Raw genomic sequence first — 20,827 nt, 5'->3', positions numbered from 1 at the left:
GGGATCGTTTTTTTAACCGGTATGAAGAACCGTGTGGATCGCCCGGCAACGATTTGATTTAACCGACGTTTCATTTATAATAATAGGCTGTTTCGTCTGCTGCGTTTTTGCGGACGGATAAATCTCGATGTGAAGGGTTGATCTTCTGATGATGCTGCGCGCGGACCTGCACACGCACACGATAGCCTCCGGGCACGCCTATTCCACGGTTGGCGAGATGGCGCGCTCCGCCGCGGCGAAGGGCCTTGACCTGATCGCCATAACGGACCATGCCCCGTCCATGCCGCAGACCTGCGGGTGGATGCACTTTGCCAACCTGCACACCCTGCCGCGGGAGGTGTGTGGGGTCACCGTCCTGAGGGGGGTGGAGCTCAACGTCCGCAACATGGAGGGGGAGACGGACCTGCCGGAGCGGGTGCTGAGGCGCCTGGACTGGATCATCGCGAGCCTCCACGAACACGTCCTGCCGTCCGGTCAGGAAACGGACTACACCCCCGTCTACCTGGCCCTCGCGGAAGACCCCTTCGTCGACATGATGGGGCATCCGGAGTCGCCGGAGTATGCCTTCGACATGGACCGCGTCCTTCCCCTCTGGGCGGAGCGGGGGAAGGTCGTGGAGTTCAACGAGGCCCATATCTTCACAGGGAGTCAGAAAAACAGGCGGAACGCGCTGCGTCTGGCGGAGGCCTGCGCCAGGTGGGGGGTGACCGTGGCGGTGGACTCGGACGCCCACAGCGAGTGGGACGTGGGGTGTACGTCCAAGGCCGCGGAGATGCTCACGGAGATGGGCTTTCCGGAGGAGCTGGTGCTGAACCTCTCCGCGGAGCGGGTCCTTGATTTTCTGCAAAATCGTACGCGTCGCCTGTGAGCCGTCGTGACGGACTTTTTCAGGCATCCTGAAAAAGGCGCTCTCACGGCTTTCCTCCCGTAGTACAATTATAAGGTAAAAAGAATTAGGCAGATTGGGCCGCAGCGGACCACGCTCCCGGCACGATCGATCTGGGGGTGTTCCTTGTGTGTCCTGATACGTTGAACGCGCCTTTGCCGGAGCAGACGGCGGAAGGCGACGGAGGTTTTTGGTGGACCGTTGAGTACGAGCTCATCCCTGGCGAGAACAGGGAGTGGGACGCGGAGCGCCTCTGGACCCTGGCCTCGATGACCGGTGCTATCGGCTCTGAGCTTGTCGAGGACGGGGACAGGATGATCCTCCGCGCCGATTACCTGAGCTCCAGGGACCCGGACGAGCTGAGCCGGTCGGTGAGCGACCTCCTGCCGTCCTTTCCGGGGGTGTCCGCCGGCGGGTGCCGCAAGACGGAAAAGCGCGCCTGGAGCACGCAGCACCTCGAGGCGTTCCCGCCCCTCAACGTGGGGCATACCTTCGTGGTCATGGCCCCGTGGCACAGGGACGAGGAGAGGCAGGGGCGCATCCCCCTGTACATCTATCCCGCCATGGCCTTCGGAACGGGGTACCACGAGAGCACCCGCATCGCGCTTGAGCTCATGGAGGATGTGGTGCACCGGGGGGACGTGGTGTTGGACATCGGCACGGGCACGGGCATCCTGTTCATCGCGGCCCTGAAGCTCGGCGCGTCGTGGACCGTCGCCCGCGACCTGGACCCGACGACGATCGAGGAGGTGCGCCGCAACATGGAGCTGAACGACCTGAGCCCGGACCTCTGCGACCTGGCTGTGGGGGACCTGCTCTCCGGCGTGCAGGACAAGGGGAACGTCCTCCTGGCCAACATCCTCCTGGCGCCCAACCTGGCCCTTCTGCCGGACGTGAAGTACGCCCTGAAGCCAAAGGGCTACGCCATCTTCTCCGGCATGACGAACCATGAGCGCGGGGCGTTCCTGTCCGTCCTCTCCTCCTCCGGGCTTGCGCTGGAACGGGAGCTTCACTTCGGCGACTGGTGGGGCTGCCGGGCCCGTCTCGCCTGGGGCTAGGCTTCGTGACTGAAAAGGAGGGGCCTGGGTCCCTTGGGCTGCGGGGCGTCCCGGTGTGGCTTCACGTGCTGGGGTGCCGGTCCAACCTGTGCGAGGGCGACTTTCTGGCCGGGGACCTGGAGGCCAGGGGCGCCTTGGTGCGCCGCGAGCCGGAGGGGGCGCGGGCGGCCGTCCTCGTCAGCTGTTCCGTGACGGCGGAGGCGGACCGCAAGTGCCGTCAGCTGGTGCGCCGCGCCCGCCGCGCGGTGGGGGAGGAGGGCGTCGTGGCCGTGTGCGGCTGCTGGGCCCAGGGCGTCGAGGCGGAGGCAGCGCGGGGGCTGGGGGTTGACCTTCTGGTGGGGAACCGCCGAAAGTCCCTGCTGGCCGAGGCCCTCGACGCCGCGCTCCGGCAGGGCCGCGCCTTTTGCGACCTGCGGGCGGACCTCGGCGCGGACCGTTCCTGGGAGGAGCTCCCCATGGGGGCTCCCCGGCTGCACTCCCGCGCCTTCATCAAGGTCCAGGAGGGCTGCGACCACTTCTGCACCTACTGCGTCATCCCCTTTCTGCGGGGCCGGTCGGTGAGCCGTCCTCTGGCGGACGTCCTGGCGGAGGTGCGCCGCGTCTCCGAGGGGGGGTGTCGCGAGGCGGTACTGACGGGAATCCACCTCGGCATGTACGGCCGGGACAGGGGGTCCTCCCTGGCTGAGCTGGTGCGCGCCGTGTCGGAGTGCGGGGCCCTGGACCGGCTTCGGCTGGGGTCCCTCGAGCCCTTTTCGCTGGACGGCGCCCTGCTGGACGCGCTGGCGGACAGCCCCATCTTCTGTCCGCACCTGCACCTGCCGCTCCAGAGCGGGGACGACGGGGTGTTGTCCCTGATGCGCCGGGGCTACACGGCGGACGATTTCGCCCGCGTCTGTGAGGCGGCCCGCAGCCGGCTGGGAACGGACCTGCACATCTCAAGCGACGTTCTGGTGGGGTTCCCTGGGGAGGACGACGCGGCCTTCCACGGAACGACGGCCCTGATGCGCCGCGTGGGGATGGGGCGGGTCCACGTGTTCCCCTACTCCGAGCGGCGCGGCACGCTGGCGGCCTCCCTGCCCGGAAGGGTGGAGCCCTCCGTGCGGGCGGAGCGTGCCGCGGAGGCCGCTGCGGTGGGGATGGAGCTTCTGAGCCGATACGCACGGCGTTTCGTCGGCCGGACGCTGGAGGTCCTGGCGGAGGGGGATGGAGCGGGCTACACCCCGCAGTTTCTGGAGGCGGCCTGGGAGGGCGGTGCCCTGCCAGGCCGGACGGTGCGCGTGGCGGTGCGCTTTGAGGAGGGGGGAAAGCTCGAGGGATGTCTCGCATGAGTTCGCCCGCGATCGGAATCGACCTGGGGACGCGCAACGCTCTGGTTGCGTTCCTGGACGAGGACGGCGCCGTCAGGCTCATCCCCAACCGCTGGGGGACGACGACGACCCACTCCGTCGTCGGCTGGGAGGACGGGGCGTGGGTCGTGGGCGAGGACGCGGTGCGCCTGGGGCTTCGGGGCGGCAGCGTCTGGTGGGACCTGAAGCGTAAGGTGGGGACCTCCTTCCGGGCCTTCCCCGACGGACGCCCGCGCGCGGCTCAGGACCTCCTGGTCCCCCTGCTGGAGGCGCTGCGCGAGGACGCGGAGGTGTGCCTCAAGTCCTTCGTGTCCTCCTGCGTGTTGACCGTGCCCGCCTGCTTCACCCTGCCCCAGCGAGAGGCCGTGATCCGTGCGGCAAGCGCCGCGGGGCTTGACGCGCGCATCGTGTCGGAGCCGACGGCCGCGGCCCTCGCCTTTGGGCGCCAGGGGCGGTTTCTGGTGCTGGACTTCGGGGCCGGCACGACGGACATCTCCGCGGTGGAGAGCGAGGGGGGCGTGTGGCAGGTGCTGGAGAGCGTCGGCACGGACACCGTCGGGGGCTATGAGTTTGACGTGGCCCTGGCGGAGTGGCTGCGCGAAAGCCTCCTGCTGGACAAGTTCGACGCCGGGGACGTGCGCTGGCAGCTGCTGCTCCAGGAGGCGGAGAGGATCAAGATCGCCCTGTCCGACTGCTGGTCCGTCCACTGGACGCCCCTCGCCCTGGGGGGATGGGCGCCGCCTGAGCTCACCGTCTATCGCGAGGATATGGAGCGCCTGATGCGCTTCTCCATCCGGCGCCTGATCCACACGGTGCGCCGCCTGTGGGACCGCTATGGGCCGGAGCACCTGCTGCTGGTGGGGGGGTCGAGCCGCATTCCCCTCCTGCAGGAGATCCTGGAGCGGGAGGTGGCGCTGCCGGAGCGGCTCAGCCTCAGCGCGGAGGACGCGGTGGCGCGCGGCGCGGCGCTCTACACGGCGTCGGGGCGGGAGCGGCTTCTGCTGGACGCGCTCTCCGGGGACCTGAACGCGCTCTGGTGCGGGCAGACGCTGACGCTCATCCCATCGGAGTCGGTGCTGCCGGCCCACGCGGAGGTCGTCCTGGAGGCGGCGCGGACGGGGCGCGCGACGCTCGAGATCCGCCAGTCCCGAAACGAGCTGCGGGACGAGAGCGTTCGCCTGGGCTCACTGGACCTGGAGGTCGATGCGGGGGAGGAGCTTCGCCTTGCCTGCCTCCTCTCGGCGTCGGGCCGCTTCACGGCATCCCTGACGCGCGGGACGGGGGAGTGCGTGCCCATACCGCTGGTCCTGGAGGGAACGCAGGCCGGCCGCAGCCCGGAGGCGGAGAACGACCGCCGCCTGCGCGAGCTCAAGCTCTCCCTGGTCAGCCTCGAGACGCTGCTGTCGGACAGCCAGCGGGCCCGGCTGCACCTCTTGTTTCGGCGCGCCGAGGGGGCGCCCTCCGACCCCGAGGTGATGGGGCTTCTGGAGGGCCTGGTGAAGGACCTGAAGCGGGCGGTATCCTGACCCGTAGGACGCTGCGGCGTCCTGTTTCACGTTGTGTCGAGCTTCTGACGGAGCGAGGTCGTTGGTTGCGATGGAGATGAACCTTTTCGGGGAGGTCAAGGCCAGCCTGAGGGCCCTTGGGCTGGAGCCGGGGGCGACGGAGGCGGACGTGCGTTCCGCGTTCCGCCGCCTTGCTCTGACCTGTCATCCCGACGTGGTGGGGCAGGGAGGGGCGCTGCGCTTTCAGCAGATTGCGGGCGCCTACTCCCTCCTGAAGGGCCTTGCGCCGGACGAGCTGAGGCAGCTGTCCGGTGCGGGCTGGCGACAGCAGCGTTCTCTTGTCAAGCGCCGCACCTCCACGTTCCTGGACTGGTATCGCCGCCGCCGTGACCGGGCGCGGCAGGAGGCCGAGGAGGCCCGCCGGGCCGAGCGGGAGGAGGAGCGGCGCCAGGCGGAGGAGCGCAGCGAGCGGGTGGATCGCGTGCTGGAACAGTACGACCGCAGCCTGAGCCGGCGGCTTGAGCGGATGTCGAAGAGCGCCGACGCCGCGCAGCTGAACGACGTCCTGTCGCGCCTCGGCTCCTCCGTTGCCGAGGTGCGGCGCCTCGCGCTGGGGCGCGTGGGGACGTTGATCAACCGTGCCGAGGTTCGTCAGGCGGTGTCGGACCTCTTGTGTCGGTGGGATGTGGACGAGAAGACGGCCCGGTTGGTGGGCGCCCTGCCCATGGAGGCCGGGGTCCTGCGCCGCCTTGCCGCGGACGTCGCCTCCCGCGCGGACCAGTTCCCAAACTCGCTGGTCATGAGCCTGCTGGCACTGCGCAGCCGGGACGTCTCGCCGGACCCGATCTTGATGGAGCGTTACCTCGTCTCGGTCCGGCCCGACTGCGTCGCCGCGATCCTGCGCTATTGGCCCGACGACAGCGCCCCCTCGGATGCGGCGCTGCGCCGCCTGCTGGGCTCGGAGGACGCGCAGGTGCTGGTGCCGCTCCTCTCCGCCATGAAGCAGCGTTTCCCTCATGCCGTGCCCCACTTCAGGGGGCGATTGGAGGAGCTTCTGGAACACCCGGCCCCTGCGGTGCGGGTGTGGTGCCGCGTCCTCCTGGCTCAGGGGGGAGTTTAATTCTGCGTGGAACGCCGGGACGGGGCTGTGAAGCGCTGAGGCCAATTCGCGTTTAAAGAAGGGAAAGAAAGGCCCTCCTGCAAGGGGGGCTGCCCCGAAGTGGGGGAGGGGCGGCGAGTGTTTTTCCTAAGACGCGCCTGTCTGACATTCCCCGCCAACGCCTCCACAAGGCAATCCATTGCCTTGCTTCGGCACAGCCGACCAACGCAGCGCTGCAATCGCTGACGCGATTGCATAAGTTGCGTCGTCTGGCCGAGCTGCGGAAGTCCCCCGGACTTCCTTCGCCCTCAGCCGACCGACACGACGCCGGCCGCCTGTCGGCGTCCGTAAGTTGCGTCGTCTGGCCGAGCTGCGGAAGTCCCCCGGACTTCCTTCGCCCTCAGCCGACCGACACGACGCCGGCCGCCTGTCGGCGTCCGTAAGTTGCGTCGTCTGGCCGAGCTGCGGAAGTCCCCCGGACTTCCTTCGCCCTCAGCCGACCGACACGACGCCGGCCGCCTGTCGGCGTCCGTAAGTCGTGTCGTCTGGCTGAACCCCTCCGCCGCCCTTGGCGGCACCTCCCCTTTCAGGGGAGGCAATCCATATTAAACGCGAATTGGTATTAAAAACTTTTCCCGTGGATTTTGGGACAATGCCACTCGCTCCTGCTTCATACCCAGGTATCACCAAAAGACCTGCCTGCCACGGGGTGACAGTATCCAGCCCTTCGATTGGCAAAGCCATGTCGTTTATTTTTCAAAGATGTTCTCATCAACCTCGACGCCCAATCCTGGTGCGTTATTGCATGAGAACGTACCCTGTGGCGTCATGGCAAGCGGGGTTTTTATGAGGTTTTCGGTATGGAGTCCCGTTCCGCAGAACGCGTCGCTGGGCAGGCACACCGCGGGTTGGCTGGTGATGAAGTGGGCGCTGGCCGCCTCGCCGATGCCGAGTTCAAGATTGCTCCCCGCCGCCGCCTGAAATCCCGCTGCCTCCACTGCTGCGGCGACTTGGCACGCGCGATACAATCCACCGACCTTACCGACCTTGATGTTGAAAAAATCCGCACAACCGTTCTTGATGACGTTCATCACGTCATGAAGTGACGAAATGGATTCGTCGGCCATGATTCTCACGCCGCACGAGTGCTCGCGTACGTGGCGCATTCCCTCGTAATTCCACTTCGGCACGGGTTGCTCAAAACATTCCGGATTGAATTCAACCACGCGGTGCATCAACGCAATCGCATCGCCTGGCGTGAATCCCTGATTGGCGTCAAGGCGGATCGGCACATTGGGGCCGAACGTTTCGCGGAGTCTGCCGACGAGTTTGGCATCTTCTTCCACGCCCTTCCCCACCTTCAGTTTCATCACCTTGAAGCCCTTTTTTACGTACTCCCGTGCCTCGTCAACTGACTTGTCAAATTCTTTAAAACCCATGGACCATGCAAGATCAAAACTATCCCTGCACTTGCCGCCTAATAGCACGTAAACTGGGACTTTCAGAGCCTTTCCGGCTGCGTCGTGCAACGCGATATCGATCGCTGCTTTCGCGGACGTGTTGCCGGAGAAAATTCGATCCATCGTATCGTTTATGCCGGAGATATCCAGCACGCTCTTGCCTATGAGCATCGGCTTGAAGTACTTTGCGATAATGACCTCCATTGTGTAGGCCGTTTCACCCATGAAGGCTGCGGCTGGCGATGCCTCGCCGTATCCATCGATGCCGTCCTCGGTCTCTATTTTGACAACGCAGTGCGCGCGTGTGCTGGTCGCATAAAGGGACGTCTGCCAAGTCGTTTTGAGAGGCACTTTGACGACCTTCACCTTGACGTTCTTGATTTTGCTCATGTTTTCCATCTCCTCGCAGAATGAGTTATGTCAAAGAGGGGCATGTTGTTCCCTTGCAATGGAAGTCGGCGGCTTTCTATTTCATGGCGTCGTAGACTATTCTGGATACGTCGGCAATCGCGTTAACGGCGTCATTCGCGTCTTTGACCTCGCCGGTGAGCATGGCGATGACGTAGCGCCGACCGTCCGGCAGCGTGAAGATGCCGGCGTCGTGCTGGACGTCCAAAAGTTCGCCAGTCTTGTTCGCAGCCAGCACGGAACCGGCGGGGAGAGTCATGCCATCTTGCACCGCCCAGTATGCGATAGCCGGTATCTTGGCTGGGAGTTTGTTGCGGCACATCTGCCTTGACATGATGCTGTGGATGAGCCTTGAAGCGACCGGATTGACCAGCTCCCCTCGCGCCACGGCCGAAAGCATCCTGCCGGCATCCCCTGCGCTTGTGTAATTGTTGCGACCTTCTCTGATGGCCTGCATATCCAGCTGTTTGCGTTCGCAGCGCGTGTTCGTGTAGCCAAGGCTGCGGCAGAACGGCGTTATCCTGTCCATGCTGATGAGGTCAATGACCTGATTTGCTGCGATATTATCGCTTAACGCAATCATCAGGAAAGCCAGCTTTTCAAGCGAGGCCTCCCGAATTTCGTCGAGCTCCCGCAGGACGCCTGTGCCCCCGACCCTGTTTGCGGAGGCAATTTGATACGTCTTCTTCCAATCCAGCCTGCCTTCCCCGACGTCTTTAAGCGCAAGCGCCAGGATGGGCAGTTTGATGATGCTGGCCGAGCACAGTGCGCGGTTGGGATTGATCTCCACAACCTCCCCGGATTCTATGGCTTCGACGTACAGTCCCGTGAATGCGTCCAGTTTTGCGATGCGTTCGTAAATTTCTCGACACGGAATTTTTCTGACGGTATTGTCCGCCATGCGGGATAGCCTCCTTTCAAAATTCTTCTAGAAGTAACATTCTTACTGAGATAGGAAATAGTCCGTCATGAGATCGACGGCAACCGTCAGCGCTTCTTCTTTCGGGAGGAAGCGATTGCTGTGGAGCGAATACTCGGACTGACAGCCGAGGTGAAAGTAAAGCGACGGGACACGTTTGCCGTAATAGTAAAAGTCCTCGGCGATAAGGCTTGGGCGTATATTGGTGTGGACGTGTTCCGGCCCGAGCGTCTTCACTGCGCAAGTGGAGAAACGCCTGAACAAATCGACGTCGTTGACTACGATACCATAGCCTCTATTTACATTTGTATCGGCACTACCGCCGTAAGATGAGGCTATGGTGGACGAAAGCTCGGCGATTCTTTTTGGGAGAAAGGCGCGCGTGCCGTCCGACGTGGTACGTATCGTCCCTTCGAGCACGGCTTCAGGGCATATAATGTTGTAGCGGCCGCTGGTTTTGAACGATCCGATCGAGATCGTCATAGAGTCGCAGGGGCTTACCTCCCGACGAAGTTTCTGCACGAGTGCGCAGTAGATGTCCATGCCTATTGCGATCGCGTCCACTCCGAGGTGCGGCTCGGCGGCGTGGGCTGTACGACCTGTTATTCTGACGCTGAATCTGTCGGAGGCTGCCATGATGGGGCCAGGGCACACCTCTATGTCGCCGACGGGTAGCTGTGGCCACATGTGAAGTCCGTAGACCTCATCGACGTGTTGATCTTCAAGGAACCCCGCTTCGACGACCGGTTTTGCGCCACCATCCGGGTTGTTCTCCTCTGCCGGTTGAAACAGGACGACGATATTGCACTTCAGCAGCTCCCTGACCTTGTGGAGTTCGCACGCGATGGCAGCGGCTATGGCTGTGTGCATGTCGTGTCCGCACGCATGCATTACGCCGTTGTTCTCGGAGGCGAAGGATACGCCCGTCTCCTCGTGTAGCGGCAGTGCGTCAATATCGGCCCTCATGCAGAGCGTTTTTTCCATGCCCGTGTTGACGTTCACAAACCCACCGTTCAGGCCGCCTATCGGACGAAGTTCCAGCCCGTCGAGAGCCAGAAATTCCCTGATACGGCGCGTTGTCTCCACCTCATGATTGCTGAGCTCCGGGTGGCGATGGATGTCGCGTCGCAGGGTAAGGTACTTGGAGACGTCGGTTTTCATGTTCAGTCCGCCCCTTACGTGGCTTTGAGATAAGCGGATGGCTGCCGTGACCTGAAGGAACAGCCATCCGCACCATAACGGCCGTTGACTATGGAAGTTTTGCCCCTTCTTCTACGGAAGTTGAGCCTGTGGCCTTAACAGGGTGTCGCCGTACAGGTGGGGCTGGCGGTCGCGGAACATGTGGATGAGGTCGCGCACCTCACGCGTCTTCGTGTAGTCGATGGACCCTGTGACGATCTCTTCTCCGTCGCTGCCCTCAGCGATGACGTCTCCCCATGGGTCGATGATGATGGAGTGTCCGCAGTACGTCCCCATCGGGCTCGACCCTACGCGGTTGCACGCCACGACGAACATTTGATTCTCAATGGCACGAGCCATGAGAAGCGTGCGCCAGTGGTTGACGCGTGGATTGGGAAAATCGGACGCCACGACAAGCACATCGGCTTTCTTGAGCGCGTATGTGCGCGACAATTCGCAGAAGCGTATGTCATAGCATATCATCATTCCAAGGCGGCCAAGTTCTGTGTCGTAAACCTCGATCTTGTCTCCGTGCTCGAAGGGGACGTCCTCATCCATGTCGCTGTAAAGGTGCATCTTGCTGTAATCGCCGACGATCTCGCCTTCGCGGTCGATGAGGTACGTGGTGTTGCGCATCTTGCCATCCCTGTGCAGGATGCTTGCCGAGCCGGCAACGAGCCAGACCTTGTATTCCCTGGCCAACCCCTTGCACATTGTGACAGTAGGGCCATCTTCCGGTTCTGCGTACTTCTCCATGTGGCGAAACATCTCGTCGGAGAAGCCGCTGGCCCAGTCCTCCGGCAGCACTACGACGTCAGGACGCGGCGTCTTCTTCATGGCTTCAGCGAACATTGAGCGAACATGACTGAAGTTGGCCTCTGGATTACAGAACTCTATGTCCGTTTGGAGCAGCGCAAAATTTGTCATGGAGTACACCTCCTGGTAAGGGCATGTCGGCTTATTGATTACATCGTGTAAAGGATGGCGCGAACGAGAACGTATCCGAACGTGATGATTGTGAGCACCCATCCGTTGGCGAGCATCGCCTTGATGTTCTTTGAGCGCGCAAGTCCCATCTGTCCGACCATATCGACCGTCGGCGTTACGAAGAAGGTGATCTGGCAGGCAACAAGCACAATAAGAGACCATATGGCCATTTCGATATTCATGGAGTTGACCATCGGCAGAAACAGTTCGTGTGTGATCTGTGCCTGGGCAACTCCGGTTCCGGAGATTCCGAACACGCCGACGGCTGCGCTGAGCATTAAGAAAGCAACCTTCCCGCCGACGTCAATGAGCGGCTTCATAAGCTCTGCCACTGCGTTGAAAGCGCCGGAAGCGCTGACGTAGTTGAGAAATGGATCGAACAGCACGAACATGAAGAACATCCAGAACATCTTTGAGCCGCCCGTTATCATGGTGGTGAGGGAGTCCTTGAGCGACAGCCCGCCCACCATGCCGACGATGATGGACGCTGCCATCATGACCAGGATCGCGTAGCTGGCGCCCGCGCCTATGTACAGGCCATAAACGATCATGATGGCCATGACGATGAGGAACACCCACGTGGCACGCTTGCACCTCTCGTCGGGAACGAAACTTGTAGCCTCCTTATCCGTCTCGGCGTATGTCTCTTTGCCCTCGGTCCTTCTCTGTGTCCAACAGGCCATGAAAAACGTCGAACCCCAGACGATGATCGCGAGCGGAATACCGGCGTTCATCATAAACGAACCGTACGTTATCTTCGTCAACCCCATGATGGTGACGACCGGGGGAACGAATGGCCCGATGTAAAGGCCTGTGGCGCCGGCGCCATGAAGGATGACGCCGAGGGTGGATGGCGTCAGGCCAACGCTGGCGACAATGGGAATAAGTATGGGGGCGATGATGGCGTTGGAACCGGCAAGCGTTCCCAGAAGCGACACCATGAGCGTCGAGGTCGCCATGGAGATGAGGATGGCCATCTTTTTGTTCTTGAGCTTGAAGCGGCTCACAACGGTATACACGAGGTTGTGCGCTACCCTGGTGCGTGACAGGACCTCAGCCAGGCCCGAACCAAGCACGATGATGAAGCCTATCATGGCACAAAAAGATCCCAGCGAGTTCTTGATTGTGTTGGCGAATCCCATGATGGATTCTCCATTGAGCACTGCACCGAGGATAACGCACAACAGGACGGATACGTTCATGTCCTTGCCCATGAGCATCAGAATAATGTAGAGCAACAGCGGAAGGAACCCCCACAGTGGATTCAGGTTGAAAATCATGTCGTTTCCCCCTTTGCAAGACCTGCACCGTAATGTTGAATCCATTTACCTTACCGCATTTCCCCAACGGGCGGCCGGCCCATCCCGCGGGGGTGAAGCCCAAACCTTTTAAGTGAATACCAAATTTAACCAGCGTTCCCTTAAAGATAGATATCGTGCTCTATGGCAATGTTGTCCTGAAGTTCCATGCGTTCAAGCGTTCTTTGAACGTCGAGGGATCCCAACGCGGCTATCAGGCAGTTGCACAACGTCATGGCGCACACGGGCGAAAAATACTCACCGTTTGGAGCGATCATGACTTCGGAGGCCTTCAAAGCGATCGGCGAGGTCGGAGAATCGGTTATCGCGGCGATTTTGCATCCAAGTCGGTGAAAATATGAAACAACGTTGTATGTGGCTTTTGTGTAACGCGAGTATGATATTGCGACGAGACAGTCGTCCTCACGCACGTCGCTTAGTTCCGACGGGAGTGCGCTCGCCGTTGCATTGAGTGGGACGACGTTGCTGTATATACGTTGAAGCATGAACGACAAGTAGTGCGCGATGGAGAAGGACGACCTCTGCCCCGCGATGTAAATTTTATGGGCGTTTTGTATGATGCCTAGAGTACGCGTAAAGGCCTCCTGAAGTTGTGGCGTATACAGCGCCTCCATCAGTCGCAGGTTCGCTTCAATTCCAAGAAAGAGCGCCCCCTTCCCGGTCGCTGTCTCAGGGGAAGACCCCGCGGAGTTGCGAAGCAGCGACTTCAGTTGGCTGAAGGGCATTATCTGTGCCTGAGCCTCGTACAGTTCGCGCTGAAACGTAGCGTATCCGTCGAAGCCCAGCTTGTGTACAAAGCGCGTGATCGTGGGCGCGCTTATTCCCGTCTTGTCGCTCAATGCGCTTATGGAGAGGAAAGCGCTCTCCTGTGGGTTGTTTAGTATGAACTCAGCCAGACTTTGATGCCCTTTGGAAAACGTGTCGTACAGACCGCGTATCTTCGAAGCTACATCCTTCATTTCATTCATGGCGCTTCACCAGTCTCTTTTATCAGTCTCAGTACGATGTGTGAAAATATATTACCATATTTTATGGAAAAATGAAAGTAAATTTTTTATATCGTTCAATCCCCCTTCAAAAATATAAGGCGCAGGGGATGACGTTAAGACCTCGGAACTGGGCGAGCTGGAGGGCGTTATAGTCCTCCTTCAAAAAAAACGCGTTCTCTGGAAGACGTCGTCTTGCGCAATCCACTCAACGGTCTGTTGAGGACAAATTCTCCATGGATTCGTCGTCGACAACTGAATGGGCCTCCAGAAACAACTCCGCGAATCGCCGCATCGCATCCGAGAAGTATACGCCGCGCCGGAAACTGAGGAAGGTGTCGCGGTCAGCGTGATCGCTGTCGATCTTGTAAAAACAAAGTTTTGTTGTATCTGCATTGTTCTGAATCAGACGATTGCTCAGGATGGTTGCCCCCATGCCGAGGTTCGCGAAGTTGTAGGATGTGGCCGATTGCTCCAGTTCGAGGAGAATGGTTGGGGAGATATTTCTCTCACGGAATAGAAAATCCGTGTACTGCCGCAGGTAATTCTGGCTGCTGAGGAGGATGAAGGGCACCTGAGCGAAGAGGCTCAAACTCACGGTGCGCCTCCCCGGCAAAGAGAACACGGTGTCGCCCAGCTCCTCTGGTGCGAGACAATGGGCTTCAAGGCCCTTGTTTACTTCAAAATCCGAGGGGACGACAAGGATCAGACACTCTCGAAAGCAGACCTTCTGCACGTACTTTTTATCGTCATAGGGACGGTTTGTGATGACGAAATCCAGCTCGCCCAAGTCCAGCAGATGCTTTGCATCCAGAGTGTTGAGGTTCCGTACAGTGAGGTCAACGTTTGGGTACTGCCGATGAAACTGAACCAAATGCCGGGTGACGAAGTAATCCACGCAAAGGTTGCTGCTGCCGATGGACAGGTGACCTCGTTGCAACGTGCGCGTCTGCTCGATCAATTCCCTGAGGCGTTGCTCGATGGCATGAATCTCCTTCAGTGCTTGAACGTACTCCACGCCAAAGGGCGTCAAGCCTATAGGGTTGTGAGAGCGGTCGAAGATCGGAAGCCCAAGCTCTTCCTCCGCCTTCCGGATCATGATGCTCAGTGCAGGCTGCGTGATGAAGAGCTTGTCCGCAGCCTTGCTGAAGCTTCGCTCGCGGTATACGGCGTAGATGTAATTCGCGTAGTGAAACATGCCTGACCTGCCTCCGCTAATGTCTTGTCATTTACAAAAGTAAATATAGATATTTTTAAATCTATATTAGATTATATCGCGGAAATGCGGTTTAATGTGTTGTGAGAGCCCTTTCGCTCTGTACAAGTTCTCTTTGATAGACAACGTGGCATACACACAGACACAGTAAAGGAGCGGTTGACGCATGATCGATTTGAGAAGCGATACCCTCACCCTTCCAGATGAACCGATGCTTCGGACGATCCTCACGGCGCGGCTTGGGGACGATGGGCGCCTCGACGCAGAGGGGCGTGGCGAGGACCTTGCCGTCAACGAGCTGGAGGACATGGCGGCCGAAGTGTCGGGCAAGGAGGCTGGGCTGCTCTGCGCGTCCGGGACGATGGGAAACCAGGCGGCGTTGTTGACGTGGTGCCGCCCCGGTGACACGGTGTTGATTGACGAACTGCAACACCTCGACCGCAGCGAGAAGACGGCCTTCACTCCGCGGTTCGGCCAGCTGAAGAAGGTGACGTATCGCTCCGATGCGTCGCTGATGCCGAATACGGCGAGCATGGAGGAGGAACTGAAGAACGGTCCGGTGAAGTTGATCTGCATTGAGAACACCCACAACTACACGGGGGGCGCCTGCATCGACCTGAAACGCATGGCGGAGATTCGCAGTCTGGCGGATCGGTACGGGGTCCCCGTACACATGGACGGGGCGCGGGTGTTCAATGCAGCGGCCTTCCTGGGGACGACGGTGAAGGAGATCGCACGGTACGTCGATTCCCTGATGTTCTGCGTATCCAAGGGCCTTGGGGCGCCGGTGGGTTCCCTGTTGTGTGGCACAAGGAAGTTTATCTCCGAGGCGAAGGAGATGCGCAAACTGCTGGGCGGAGCCATGCGTCAGGCGGGTATTATCGCGGCCCCGGCGATCTACGCCCTCAAGCATAATGTGGAGCGTCTCAGGGAGGATAACGAGAACGCGCAGTTCTGCGCCTCACTGTTGAAGGACCTGAAAAAGGTCAAAGCACAGCAGAACGTGCAGACCAACATCATGATGCTGGACATGGAAGGGGCTGGGATTACGCCTCAGGAATTCTGCGCCCGCGCAAAGGAAAGGGGGCTCCTGATTCGCCCGATCATAGGGAGTTTCGTGAGACTTGTGTTCTATAAGGGCATCACGCGGAGCGACGCGGAGCGGGCGGCGGCAATTGTTCGGGAAATAGATGGAGAGCTTTAAGGGACAAGGGAGGTTTTTCTTATGAGGGTTGGCGGCAAAAAAGTTTCCTTGACAACTCAGGTTTTTCTGGCGATGATCCTGGGCTCCATCGCGGGGCTCGTGGACGGTAAAACGATGGTGCAGCTGGGCTTCCTCGGCGATATATGGCTGAATTGCATCAAGATGATCGTCGTTCCCATGGTGCTTTGCACGATTGTGACGGGCATCGTCTCCCAGGACAGCCTGACCTCGCTCCGGCGCGTCAGCGTGCGCATCATCGCCTATTACGTTGTTACCACGGTGCTGGCCTGTATTGTTGGTATTGTCGTTGCGATGCTCCTGCAACCTGGAAAGTTTGCGGACTTTGCCGGTCTGGCCACCCAGGAGGTCAAGGGCGGCGTGGATATCACCCTGGCGGACTTCCTCAAGGGGCTGTTCTCCACCAACATGGTCAAGACCTTCGCCGATGGCAATATCGTTCAGACGCTGGTGATCGCCATCCTGTTGGGGATCGCCATCCTCCGCATCGCAAATCAGGAGCACAAGGAGGTCATGAGAAAGTTCTTCAACGGCTTCAACAGCATGATCTTCTCGTTGATCGGCATGATCATGAGCGTGTCCCCCATCGGCGTGTTCTTCCTGATGGGCAGTTCTTTTGGCAAGTACGGCGCGGGCATCTTTACCTCCATGGCGGTGCTGGTAGGCACATACTACGCCGCTTGTCTGGCGCATGTCATCATCGTCTACGGCGGCTTCCTTATGGCCTTCAAGCCCCACATCAACCCCCTCCGCTTCATCCGGGACAGTGCCGAGGTGTGGGTGTATACAATCTCAACCTGCAGCTCCATCGCCACGATTCCCGTGAACATCAAGGTTGCCGAGGAGAAATTCGGCATTCCCGAACGGATATCCGGCTTCACGATTCCTCTGGGCTCCCAGATGAACACGGACGGCTCCGTGCTGCTCTATGCCTGCGTTATTCTGTTCATTAGTCAGATGATTGGCCAGCAGATGACCTTGCTTCAGCTGATCAACGTGATCTTCATCTCCACGATTCTGTCGATGGGGGGCGGTGGAATCCCTGGAAGTGGCATCGTGAAGCTGATGGTCGTGGTACAGTCCGCCGGGCTTCCCCTGGAGGTTGTGGGAGTGATCGCAGCGTTCTATCGTCTTTTTGACATGGGAACCACCACCAATAATTGCCTGGGCGACCTGGTGGGAACCGTCATTGTGGGCAAGGCGGAGGAGAGGTACGCCATGGCTGAAAATGGCGATGGAGCTTCGTCTCAATCGAGGTGACCCCTGCCGGAGTTTTTGGCTGCGCCGCTCCATGTCCCGAAGGGTTTTGCCGTCGAGAACAGGCGCCCCGCGCTTCCCGAAGCGGCGGCGGGCTTCAGTCGATATCCAGGCTTTGTGTGTCGGAGCGGTCCATCGAGTTGAGGGCGTGGAGCATGAGGGGCAGGGCGAGGGCGAAGGTGAGGGCGTCCGCGACGGCCTGAGCGGCCATGAGGCCCATGAGGCCGAAGAAATGGTGTCCGATGAGGATGGCGGGCAGGAACAGGATGCCCTGCCTCGACGCGGCGACGACGCTGGCGGTCGGCCAGACCGCTGAACTCACGCACGCCGATCTTTTGTGAGGCGGGCGGCGTACAGCGGGTCGGCTGAGGGCGCGGGAAGCGCGGGGCGCTTCCCGAAGCGGCGGCGGGCTTCAGTCGATATCCAGGCTTTGTGTGTCGGAGCGGTCCATCGAGTTGAGGGCGTGGAGCATGAGGGGCAGGGCGAGGGCGAAGGTGAGGGCGTCCGCGACGGCCTGAGCGGCCATGAGGCCCATGAGGCCGAAGAAATGGTGTCCGATGAGGATGGCGGGCAGGAACAGGATGCCCTGCCTCGACGCGGCGACGACGCTGGCGGTCGGCCAGACCGCTGAACCCACGCACGCCGATCTTTTATGAGGCGGGCGGCGTACAGCGGGTCGGCTGAGGGCGCGGGAAGCGCGGGGCGCTTCCCGAAGCGGCGTCGGGTTTCAGTTGAGGTCCAGGCTGTGTGCGTTGGAGCGGTCCATCGTGTTGAGGGCGTGGAGCATGAGGGGCAGGGCGAGGGCGAAGGTGAGGGCGTCCGCGACGGCCTGAGCGGCCATGAGGCCCCTGAGGCCGAAGAAGCGGTGTCCGATGAGGATGGCGGGCAGGAACAGGATGCCCTGCCGCGACGCAGCGACGACGCTGGCGGTCGGCCAGACCGCTGAACCCACGCACGCCGATCTTTTATGAGGCGGGCGGCGTACAGCGGGTCGGCTGAGGGCGCGGGAAGCGCGGGGCGCTTCCCGAAGCGGCGGCGGGCTTCAGTCGATATCCAGGCTTTGTGTGTCGGAGCGGTCCATCGAGTTGAGGGCGTGGAGCATGAGGGGCAGGGCGAGGGCGAAGGTGAGGGCGTCCGCGACGGCCTGGGCGGCCATGAGGCCCGTGAGGCCGAAGAAGCGGTGTCCGATGAGGATGGCGGGCAGGAACAGGATGCCCTGCCTCGACGCGGCGACGACGCTGGCGCTGGCCGTCCTGCGGATGTTCTGAAGGTACATGTTGGCGGTGACGATGCAGCCCACCAGCGGGTAGGCCAGACACTGAAAGCGAAGGGCCCCTGCGCCGATGCGGACCAGCTCCGCCTCCGGGCGGAACAGCGCGACGACGGCCGGCGCGAAGGCCAGGCCCAGGGCAGCGATCAGGACACAGTAGCCCGTCGTGGCCAGGGCGCAGAAGCGGACGGCACGCCGCACGCGGTCGAACTTTCCCGCGCCGAAGTTGAAGCCGCAGACCGGTTGAAAGCCGTGCCCGAACCCGATGACGATGGACGTGGAGAGCATGGTGAGGCGGTTGACCACGGAGAAGGCGGCGATGGCCGCGTCCCCGTAGGGGCCGGCCGCGTGGTTCAGGCAGGCGATGCTGACGCTGCCCAGCCCCTGACGCCCCAGGGAGGGCAGGCCGCTTGCGATGATCTCGCGGTACTGGCTCCAGGTCGGGCGGAAGTTCGAGAGCCGCGGGGGGATGCCGTCGCGCCGGGCCGTCATGCGAAGCAGGAGGGTGAAGCCCACGCACTGCGAGAGCATCGTGGCCAGCGACGCCCCCTCCGTGCCCATGCCCAGGGTGAAGATCAGGAGCGGGTCCAGCGCGATGTTCAGCACCGCGCCAGAGATGATGCCGATCATGGCCGTGGCCGCGTTGCCCTGCAACCGCATCTGGTTGTTCATCACGAGCGACGCCATGATGAAGGGGGTGCCCGCCAATATCCAGCGGAGGTAGGCGCGGGCCTGGGGCAGGATCGTCTCCGTGGAGCCCAGGAGGCGCAGCAGGGGGTCCATGAACGTGAGTCCGGCGGCCAGGATGGCCGTCCCCAGGATCAGCGCGGAGAAGAATCCCGCGGCCCCCACGACGGCGGCGCTCCGGACGTCCTTTTGGCCCAGCGCCCTGGCCATGTACATGGCGCTTCCCTGCCCGAAGAAGAAGGCCAGGGACTGAATCAGCGCCATGTAGGGAAAGACGATCCCCACCGCGGCCGTGGCTTGGGTGTCGATGCGCGAGACGAAAAAGGTGTCCGCCGTGTTGTAGAGCGCGGTGGTGAGGATGCTCAGGACGCTGGGCAGGGCCATGCCGGCGATGAGCCGCTCCACGGAACCCGTCGTCATGAGCAGGTACTTCCTGTTCTGAGATTCTCTGTCGATCACTGAACCCACCAGCTGTTCTTCTGAATAGTCCCTTGAATCATACCCGCGCGCGTCCGCCCCTGTCAAGGGCAGGGTCCTTGAGCTTCCGTGGATTAAATCACCGTTTCCCTATATAATGCGAAAGTGAAATCAGACGTTGGGAGGGATGAGGCATGGAGGAACGGTCGCTCTTTGAGGATGAGGCCAGCCAGCCGCTGGCGGCACGGATGCGCCCCAGGACGCTGGACGAGTTCGTGGGGCAAACGCACCTCCTGGGGCCGGGGTGCGTGCTGCGGCGCCTGATCGAGGAGGACCACGTCTCCTCCATGATCTTCTGGGGCCCGCCCGGCGTGGGCAAGACGACGCTGGCCGGCGTCATCGCGCAGCGGACGCGCGCGGCCTTCATCAACTTCTCCGCCGTCACCAGCGGCATCAAGGAGATCCGCGCCGTGATGCAGAGGGCGGAGGAGGGGCGCCGCCTCGGGGGGCGGACCATCGTCTTCGTGGACGAGATCCATCGCTTCAACAAGGCTCAGCAGGACGCCTTCCTGCCCTTCGTGGAGAGGGGCAGCATCGTCCTGATCGGCGCGACGACGGAGAACCCGTCCTTCGAGGTGAACGGCGCGCTCCTGTCGCGCTGCCGGGTCTTCGTGCTGAAGGCCCTGACTGCGGAGGAGCTGGCCGGCCTCTTGTCCCGCGCCCTGTCCGACCCGCGAGGCCTTGGGCGGTATCGGGCGGAGGTCGCGCCGGACATGCTGAACGCCATCGCCACCTTCGCCAACGGCGACGCCCGCGCAGCCCTCTCGACGCTGGAGATGGCGGTCCTGAACGGGGAGCCCTGCGGGAACGGAATTCGGGTGACGGAGGAGATGCTGGCCCAGTGTACCTCGCGCCGCTCCCTGCTCTACGACAAGGGGGGCGAGGAGCACTACAACCTCATCTCGGCCCTGCACAAGTCCATGCGAAACTCGGACCCGGACGCGGCCGTCTACTGGCTGGCGCGGATGCTGGAGGCCGGAGAGGACCCGCTGTACGTGGCCCGGCGCGTCCTGCGCTTCGCCGGCGAGGACGTGGGGCTGGCGGACCCCAAGGCGCTCGAGATCGCCGTGGCCGCCTATCAGGCCTGCCACTTCATCGGGATGCCGGAGTGCAGCGTGCACCTGACGGAGGCCGTGGTGTACCTGTCCCTGGCGCCGCGGTCCAACGCCATGTACACGGCCTACGCAGCGGCCCGGTCGGACGCGATGGAGCAGCTGGCGGAGCCCGTTCCCCTCGTCATCCGCAACGCCCCCACGCGCCTGATGAAGGAGCTGGACTACGGCAGGGGATACCAGTACGCCCACGACGCCCCGGACAGGCTGACGGACATGCAGTGTCTCCCGGACTCCCTGCGGGGCCGCGAGTACTACCGCCCCACGGAACAGGGCTACGAGGCGCGGTGCAAGGCGAGGCTCGAGCAGATCAGGGCGTGGAGGCGGGCGCACGGGGATGGAGCCGAAAGATACGGCCAATGACGGATAATTTGAGGGTGGATTGTGGTATCCTTTGTGCGGTTTGGGGAGGGGGCCGCCGCTGTCGAGTGGGC

18 protein-coding genes and 3 pseudogenes are annotated in these 20,827 nt (G+C 61.7%); 8 read left to right on the top strand and 13 right to left on the bottom strand.

The genetic code is table 11. The annotated features are described in order from the left end of the window. Nucleotides 1-148 precede the first annotated feature (148 nt). From ACK28C_RS01820 to ACK28C_RS01800, 5 genes are all read left to right on the top strand, one after another. On the top strand, nt 149-868 hold the full coding sequence (locus ACK28C_RS01820) for a phosphatase (protein ID WP_015555838.1): 720 nt from the start codon (nt 149-151) through the stop codon (nt 866-868). Nucleotides 869-1,029: 161 nt separating this feature from the next. After that, on the top strand, nt 1,030-1,944 hold the full coding sequence (locus ACK28C_RS01815) for a 50S ribosomal protein L11 methyltransferase (RefSeq protein WP_208872487.1): 915 nt from the start codon (nt 1,030-1,032) through the stop codon (nt 1,942-1,944). A gap of 5 nt (nt 1,945-1,949) precedes the next feature. Continuing rightward, nucleotides 1,950-3,272 carry a MiaB/RimO family radical SAM methylthiotransferase gene (locus tag ACK28C_RS01810; RefSeq protein WP_208872488.1) on the top strand — a complete coding sequence of 441 codons (1,323 nt, stop codon included), beginning with the start codon at nt 1,950-1,952 and terminating at the stop codon, nt 3,270-3,272. Then, nucleotides 3,269-4,816: an Hsp70 family protein gene (locus ACK28C_RS01805; RefSeq protein WP_208872489.1), complete on the top strand. Its 1,548-nt coding sequence runs from the start codon at nt 3,269-3,271 to the stop codon at nt 4,814-4,816. The genes ACK28C_RS01810 and ACK28C_RS01805 overlap by 4 nt, the downstream gene beginning before the upstream one ends. Nucleotides 4,817-4,886: 70 nt before the next feature. Next, on the top strand, nt 4,887-5,915 hold the full coding sequence (locus tag ACK28C_RS01800; RefSeq protein WP_015555840.1) for a DnaJ domain-containing protein: 1,029 nt from the start codon (nt 4,887-4,889) through the stop codon (nt 5,913-5,915). A 728-nt stretch (nt 5,916-6,643) separates the two neighbouring features. Here the strand turns inward: ACK28C_RS01800 and ACK28C_RS01795 are convergent. From ACK28C_RS01795 to ACK28C_RS01755, 9 genes and pseudogenes are all read right to left on the bottom strand, one after another. Beyond that, nucleotides 6,644-7,744 (bottom strand): mandelate racemase/muconate lactonizing enzyme family protein, encoded by a 1,101-nt coding sequence (locus ACK28C_RS01795; protein WP_015555841.1) that lies wholly within the window; start codon nt 7,742-7,744, stop codon nt 6,644-6,646. 76 nt (nt 7,745-7,820) lie between these two features. Beyond that, nucleotides 7,821-8,663, bottom strand: a complete 843-nt coding sequence (locus tag ACK28C_RS01790; RefSeq protein WP_015555842.1) for a serine hydrolase — start codon at nt 8,661-8,663, stop codon at nt 7,821-7,823. Between the two features lie 42 nt (nt 8,664-8,705). Further along, nucleotides 8,706-9,842: a M20 family metallopeptidase gene (locus tag ACK28C_RS01785; protein WP_015555843.1), complete on the bottom strand. Its 1,137-nt coding sequence runs from the start codon at nt 9,840-9,842 to the stop codon at nt 8,706-8,708. Nucleotides 9,843-9,953: 111 nt separating this feature from the next. Beyond that, the gene (locus tag ACK28C_RS01780; protein WP_015555844.1) at nt 9,954-10,787 is read right to left on the bottom strand and encodes a carbon-nitrogen family hydrolase; all 834 of its coding nucleotides are present in this window, start codon (nt 10,785-10,787) and stop codon (nt 9,954-9,956) included. A gap of 38 nt (nt 10,788-10,825) precedes the next feature. Then, nucleotides 10,826-12,127: a Na+/H+ antiporter NhaC family protein gene (locus tag ACK28C_RS01775; protein ID WP_015555845.1), complete on the bottom strand. Its 1,302-nt coding sequence runs from the start codon at nt 12,125-12,127 to the stop codon at nt 10,826-10,828. 140 nt (nt 12,128-12,267) lie between these two features. Beyond that, nucleotides 12,268-12,711, bottom strand: a pseudogene (locus ACK28C_RS01770) (MurR/RpiR family transcriptional regulator); the annotation flags it as partial. Then, nucleotides 12,707-12,766: pseudogene (locus ACK28C_RS01765) on the bottom strand (hypothetical protein); the annotation flags it as partial. The pseudogenes ACK28C_RS01765 and ACK28C_RS01770, both read right to left, overlap by 5 nt. Nucleotides 12,767-12,909: 143 nt before the next feature. Next, nucleotides 12,910-13,125, bottom strand: a pseudogene (locus tag ACK28C_RS01760) (MurR/RpiR family transcriptional regulator); the annotation flags it as partial. A gap of 235 nt (nt 13,126-13,360) precedes the next feature. Next, complete coding sequence (locus tag ACK28C_RS01755; RefSeq protein WP_015555847.1) at nt 13,361-14,350, bottom strand: LysR family transcriptional regulator; 990 nt, start codon at nt 14,348-14,350, stop codon at nt 13,361-13,363. A 184-nt stretch (nt 14,351-14,534) separates the two neighbouring features. Between ACK28C_RS01755 and ACK28C_RS01750 the strand changes: the two genes are divergently transcribed. Together ACK28C_RS01750 and ACK28C_RS01745 are read left to right on the top strand one after the other, a co-directional pair. Then, nucleotides 14,535-15,572: a low specificity L-threonine aldolase gene (locus ACK28C_RS01750; RefSeq protein ID WP_015555848.1), complete on the top strand. Its 1,038-nt coding sequence runs from the start codon at nt 14,535-14,537 to the stop codon at nt 15,570-15,572. Nucleotides 15,573-15,593: 21 nt separating this feature from the next. Further along, entirely contained in the window at nt 15,594-16,850 is a 1,257-nt protein-coding gene (locus ACK28C_RS01745) for a dicarboxylate/amino acid:cation symporter (RefSeq protein ID WP_015555849.1), read from the top strand. A gap of 94 nt (nt 16,851-16,944) precedes the next feature. Here ACK28C_RS01745 and ACK28C_RS01740 read toward each other — a convergent pair whose 3' ends face one another. The 4 genes from ACK28C_RS01740 to ACK28C_RS01725 all read right to left on the bottom strand — a co-directional run bounded on the left by ACK28C_RS01740 (nt 16,945) and on the right by ACK28C_RS01725 (nt 19,272). After that, nucleotides 16,945-17,169 (bottom strand): hypothetical protein, encoded by a 225-nt coding sequence (locus ACK28C_RS01740; RefSeq protein ID WP_409152371.1) that lies wholly within the window; start codon nt 17,167-17,169, stop codon nt 16,945-16,947. Between the two features lie 90 nt (nt 17,170-17,259). Beyond that, the gene (locus ACK28C_RS01735) at nt 17,260-17,484 is read right to left on the bottom strand and encodes a hypothetical protein (protein ID WP_409152370.1); all 225 of its coding nucleotides are present in this window, start codon (nt 17,482-17,484) and stop codon (nt 17,260-17,262) included. 90 nt (nt 17,485-17,574) lie between these two features. Next, nucleotides 17,575-17,799, bottom strand: a complete 225-nt coding sequence (locus tag ACK28C_RS01730; RefSeq protein ID WP_409152369.1) for a hypothetical protein — start codon at nt 17,797-17,799, stop codon at nt 17,575-17,577. Between the two features lie 90 nt (nt 17,800-17,889). Further along, nucleotides 17,890-19,272: an MATE family efflux transporter gene (locus ACK28C_RS01725; RefSeq protein ID WP_409152368.1), complete on the bottom strand. Its 1,383-nt coding sequence runs from the start codon at nt 19,270-19,272 to the stop codon at nt 17,890-17,892. 143 nt (nt 19,273-19,415) lie between these two features. Here ACK28C_RS01725 and ACK28C_RS01720 point away from each other — a divergent pair, with 143 nt between their 5' ends. Next, nucleotides 19,416-20,756 carry a replication-associated recombination protein A gene (locus ACK28C_RS01720; protein WP_015555850.1) on the top strand — a complete coding sequence of 447 codons (1,341 nt, stop codon included), beginning with the start codon at nt 19,416-19,418 and terminating at the stop codon, nt 20,754-20,756. Nucleotides 20,757-20,827 lie beyond the last annotated feature (71 nt).

It is taken from the genome of Fretibacterium fastidiosum (genome assembly GCF_964642095.1).
GTDB classification, from domain to species: domain Bacteria; phylum Synergistota; class Synergistia; order Synergistales; family Aminobacteriaceae; genus Fretibacterium; species Fretibacterium fastidiosum.
The sequence above is the reverse complement of the archived record's forward strand: the minus strand, read 5'-3'. Positions and strand labels throughout refer to the sequence as shown.

Bases quoted from the DNA above. Each gene is read 5' to 3' on its own strand.
- ACK28C_RS01820 (WP_015555838.1), top strand. From the start codon at position 149: ATGATGCTGCGCGCGGACCTGCACACGCACACGATAGCCTCCGGGCAC.
- ACK28C_RS01805 (WP_208872489.1), top strand. From the start codon at position 3,269: ATGAGTTCGCCCGCGATCGGAATCGACCTGGGGACGCGCAACGCTCTG.
- ACK28C_RS01800 (WP_015555840.1), top strand. From the start codon at position 4,887: ATGGAGATGAACCTTTTCGGGGAGGTCAAGGCCAGCCTGAGGGCCCTT.
- ACK28C_RS01795 (WP_015555841.1), bottom strand. From the start codon at position 7,744: ATGAGCAAAATCAAGAACGTCAAGGTGAAGGTCGTCAAAGTGCCTCTC.
- ACK28C_RS01790 (WP_015555842.1), bottom strand. From the start codon at position 8,663: ATGGCGGACAATACCGTCAGAAAAATTCCGTGTCGAGAAATTTACGAA.
- ACK28C_RS01785 (WP_015555843.1), bottom strand. From the start codon at position 9,842: ATGAAAACCGACGTCTCCAAGTACCTTACCCTGCGACGCGACATCCAT.
- ACK28C_RS01780 (WP_015555844.1), bottom strand. From the start codon at position 10,787: ATGACAAATTTTGCGCTGCTCCAAACGGACATAGAGTTCTGTAATCCA.
- ACK28C_RS01775 (WP_015555845.1), bottom strand. From the start codon at position 12,127: ATGATTTTCAACCTGAATCCACTGTGGGGGTTCCTTCCGCTGTTGCTC.
- ACK28C_RS01755 (WP_015555847.1), bottom strand. From the start codon at position 14,350: ATGTTTCACTACGCGAATTACATCTACGCCGTATACCGCGAGCGAAGC.
- ACK28C_RS01750 (WP_015555848.1), top strand. From the start codon at position 14,535: ATGATCGATTTGAGAAGCGATACCCTCACCCTTCCAGATGAACCGATG.
- ACK28C_RS01745 (WP_015555849.1), top strand. From the start codon at position 15,594: ATGAGGGTTGGCGGCAAAAAAGTTTCCTTGACAACTCAGGTTTTTCTG.
- ACK28C_RS01720 (WP_015555850.1), top strand. From the start codon at position 19,416: ATGGAGGAACGGTCGCTCTTTGAGGATGAGGCCAGCCAGCCGCTGGCG.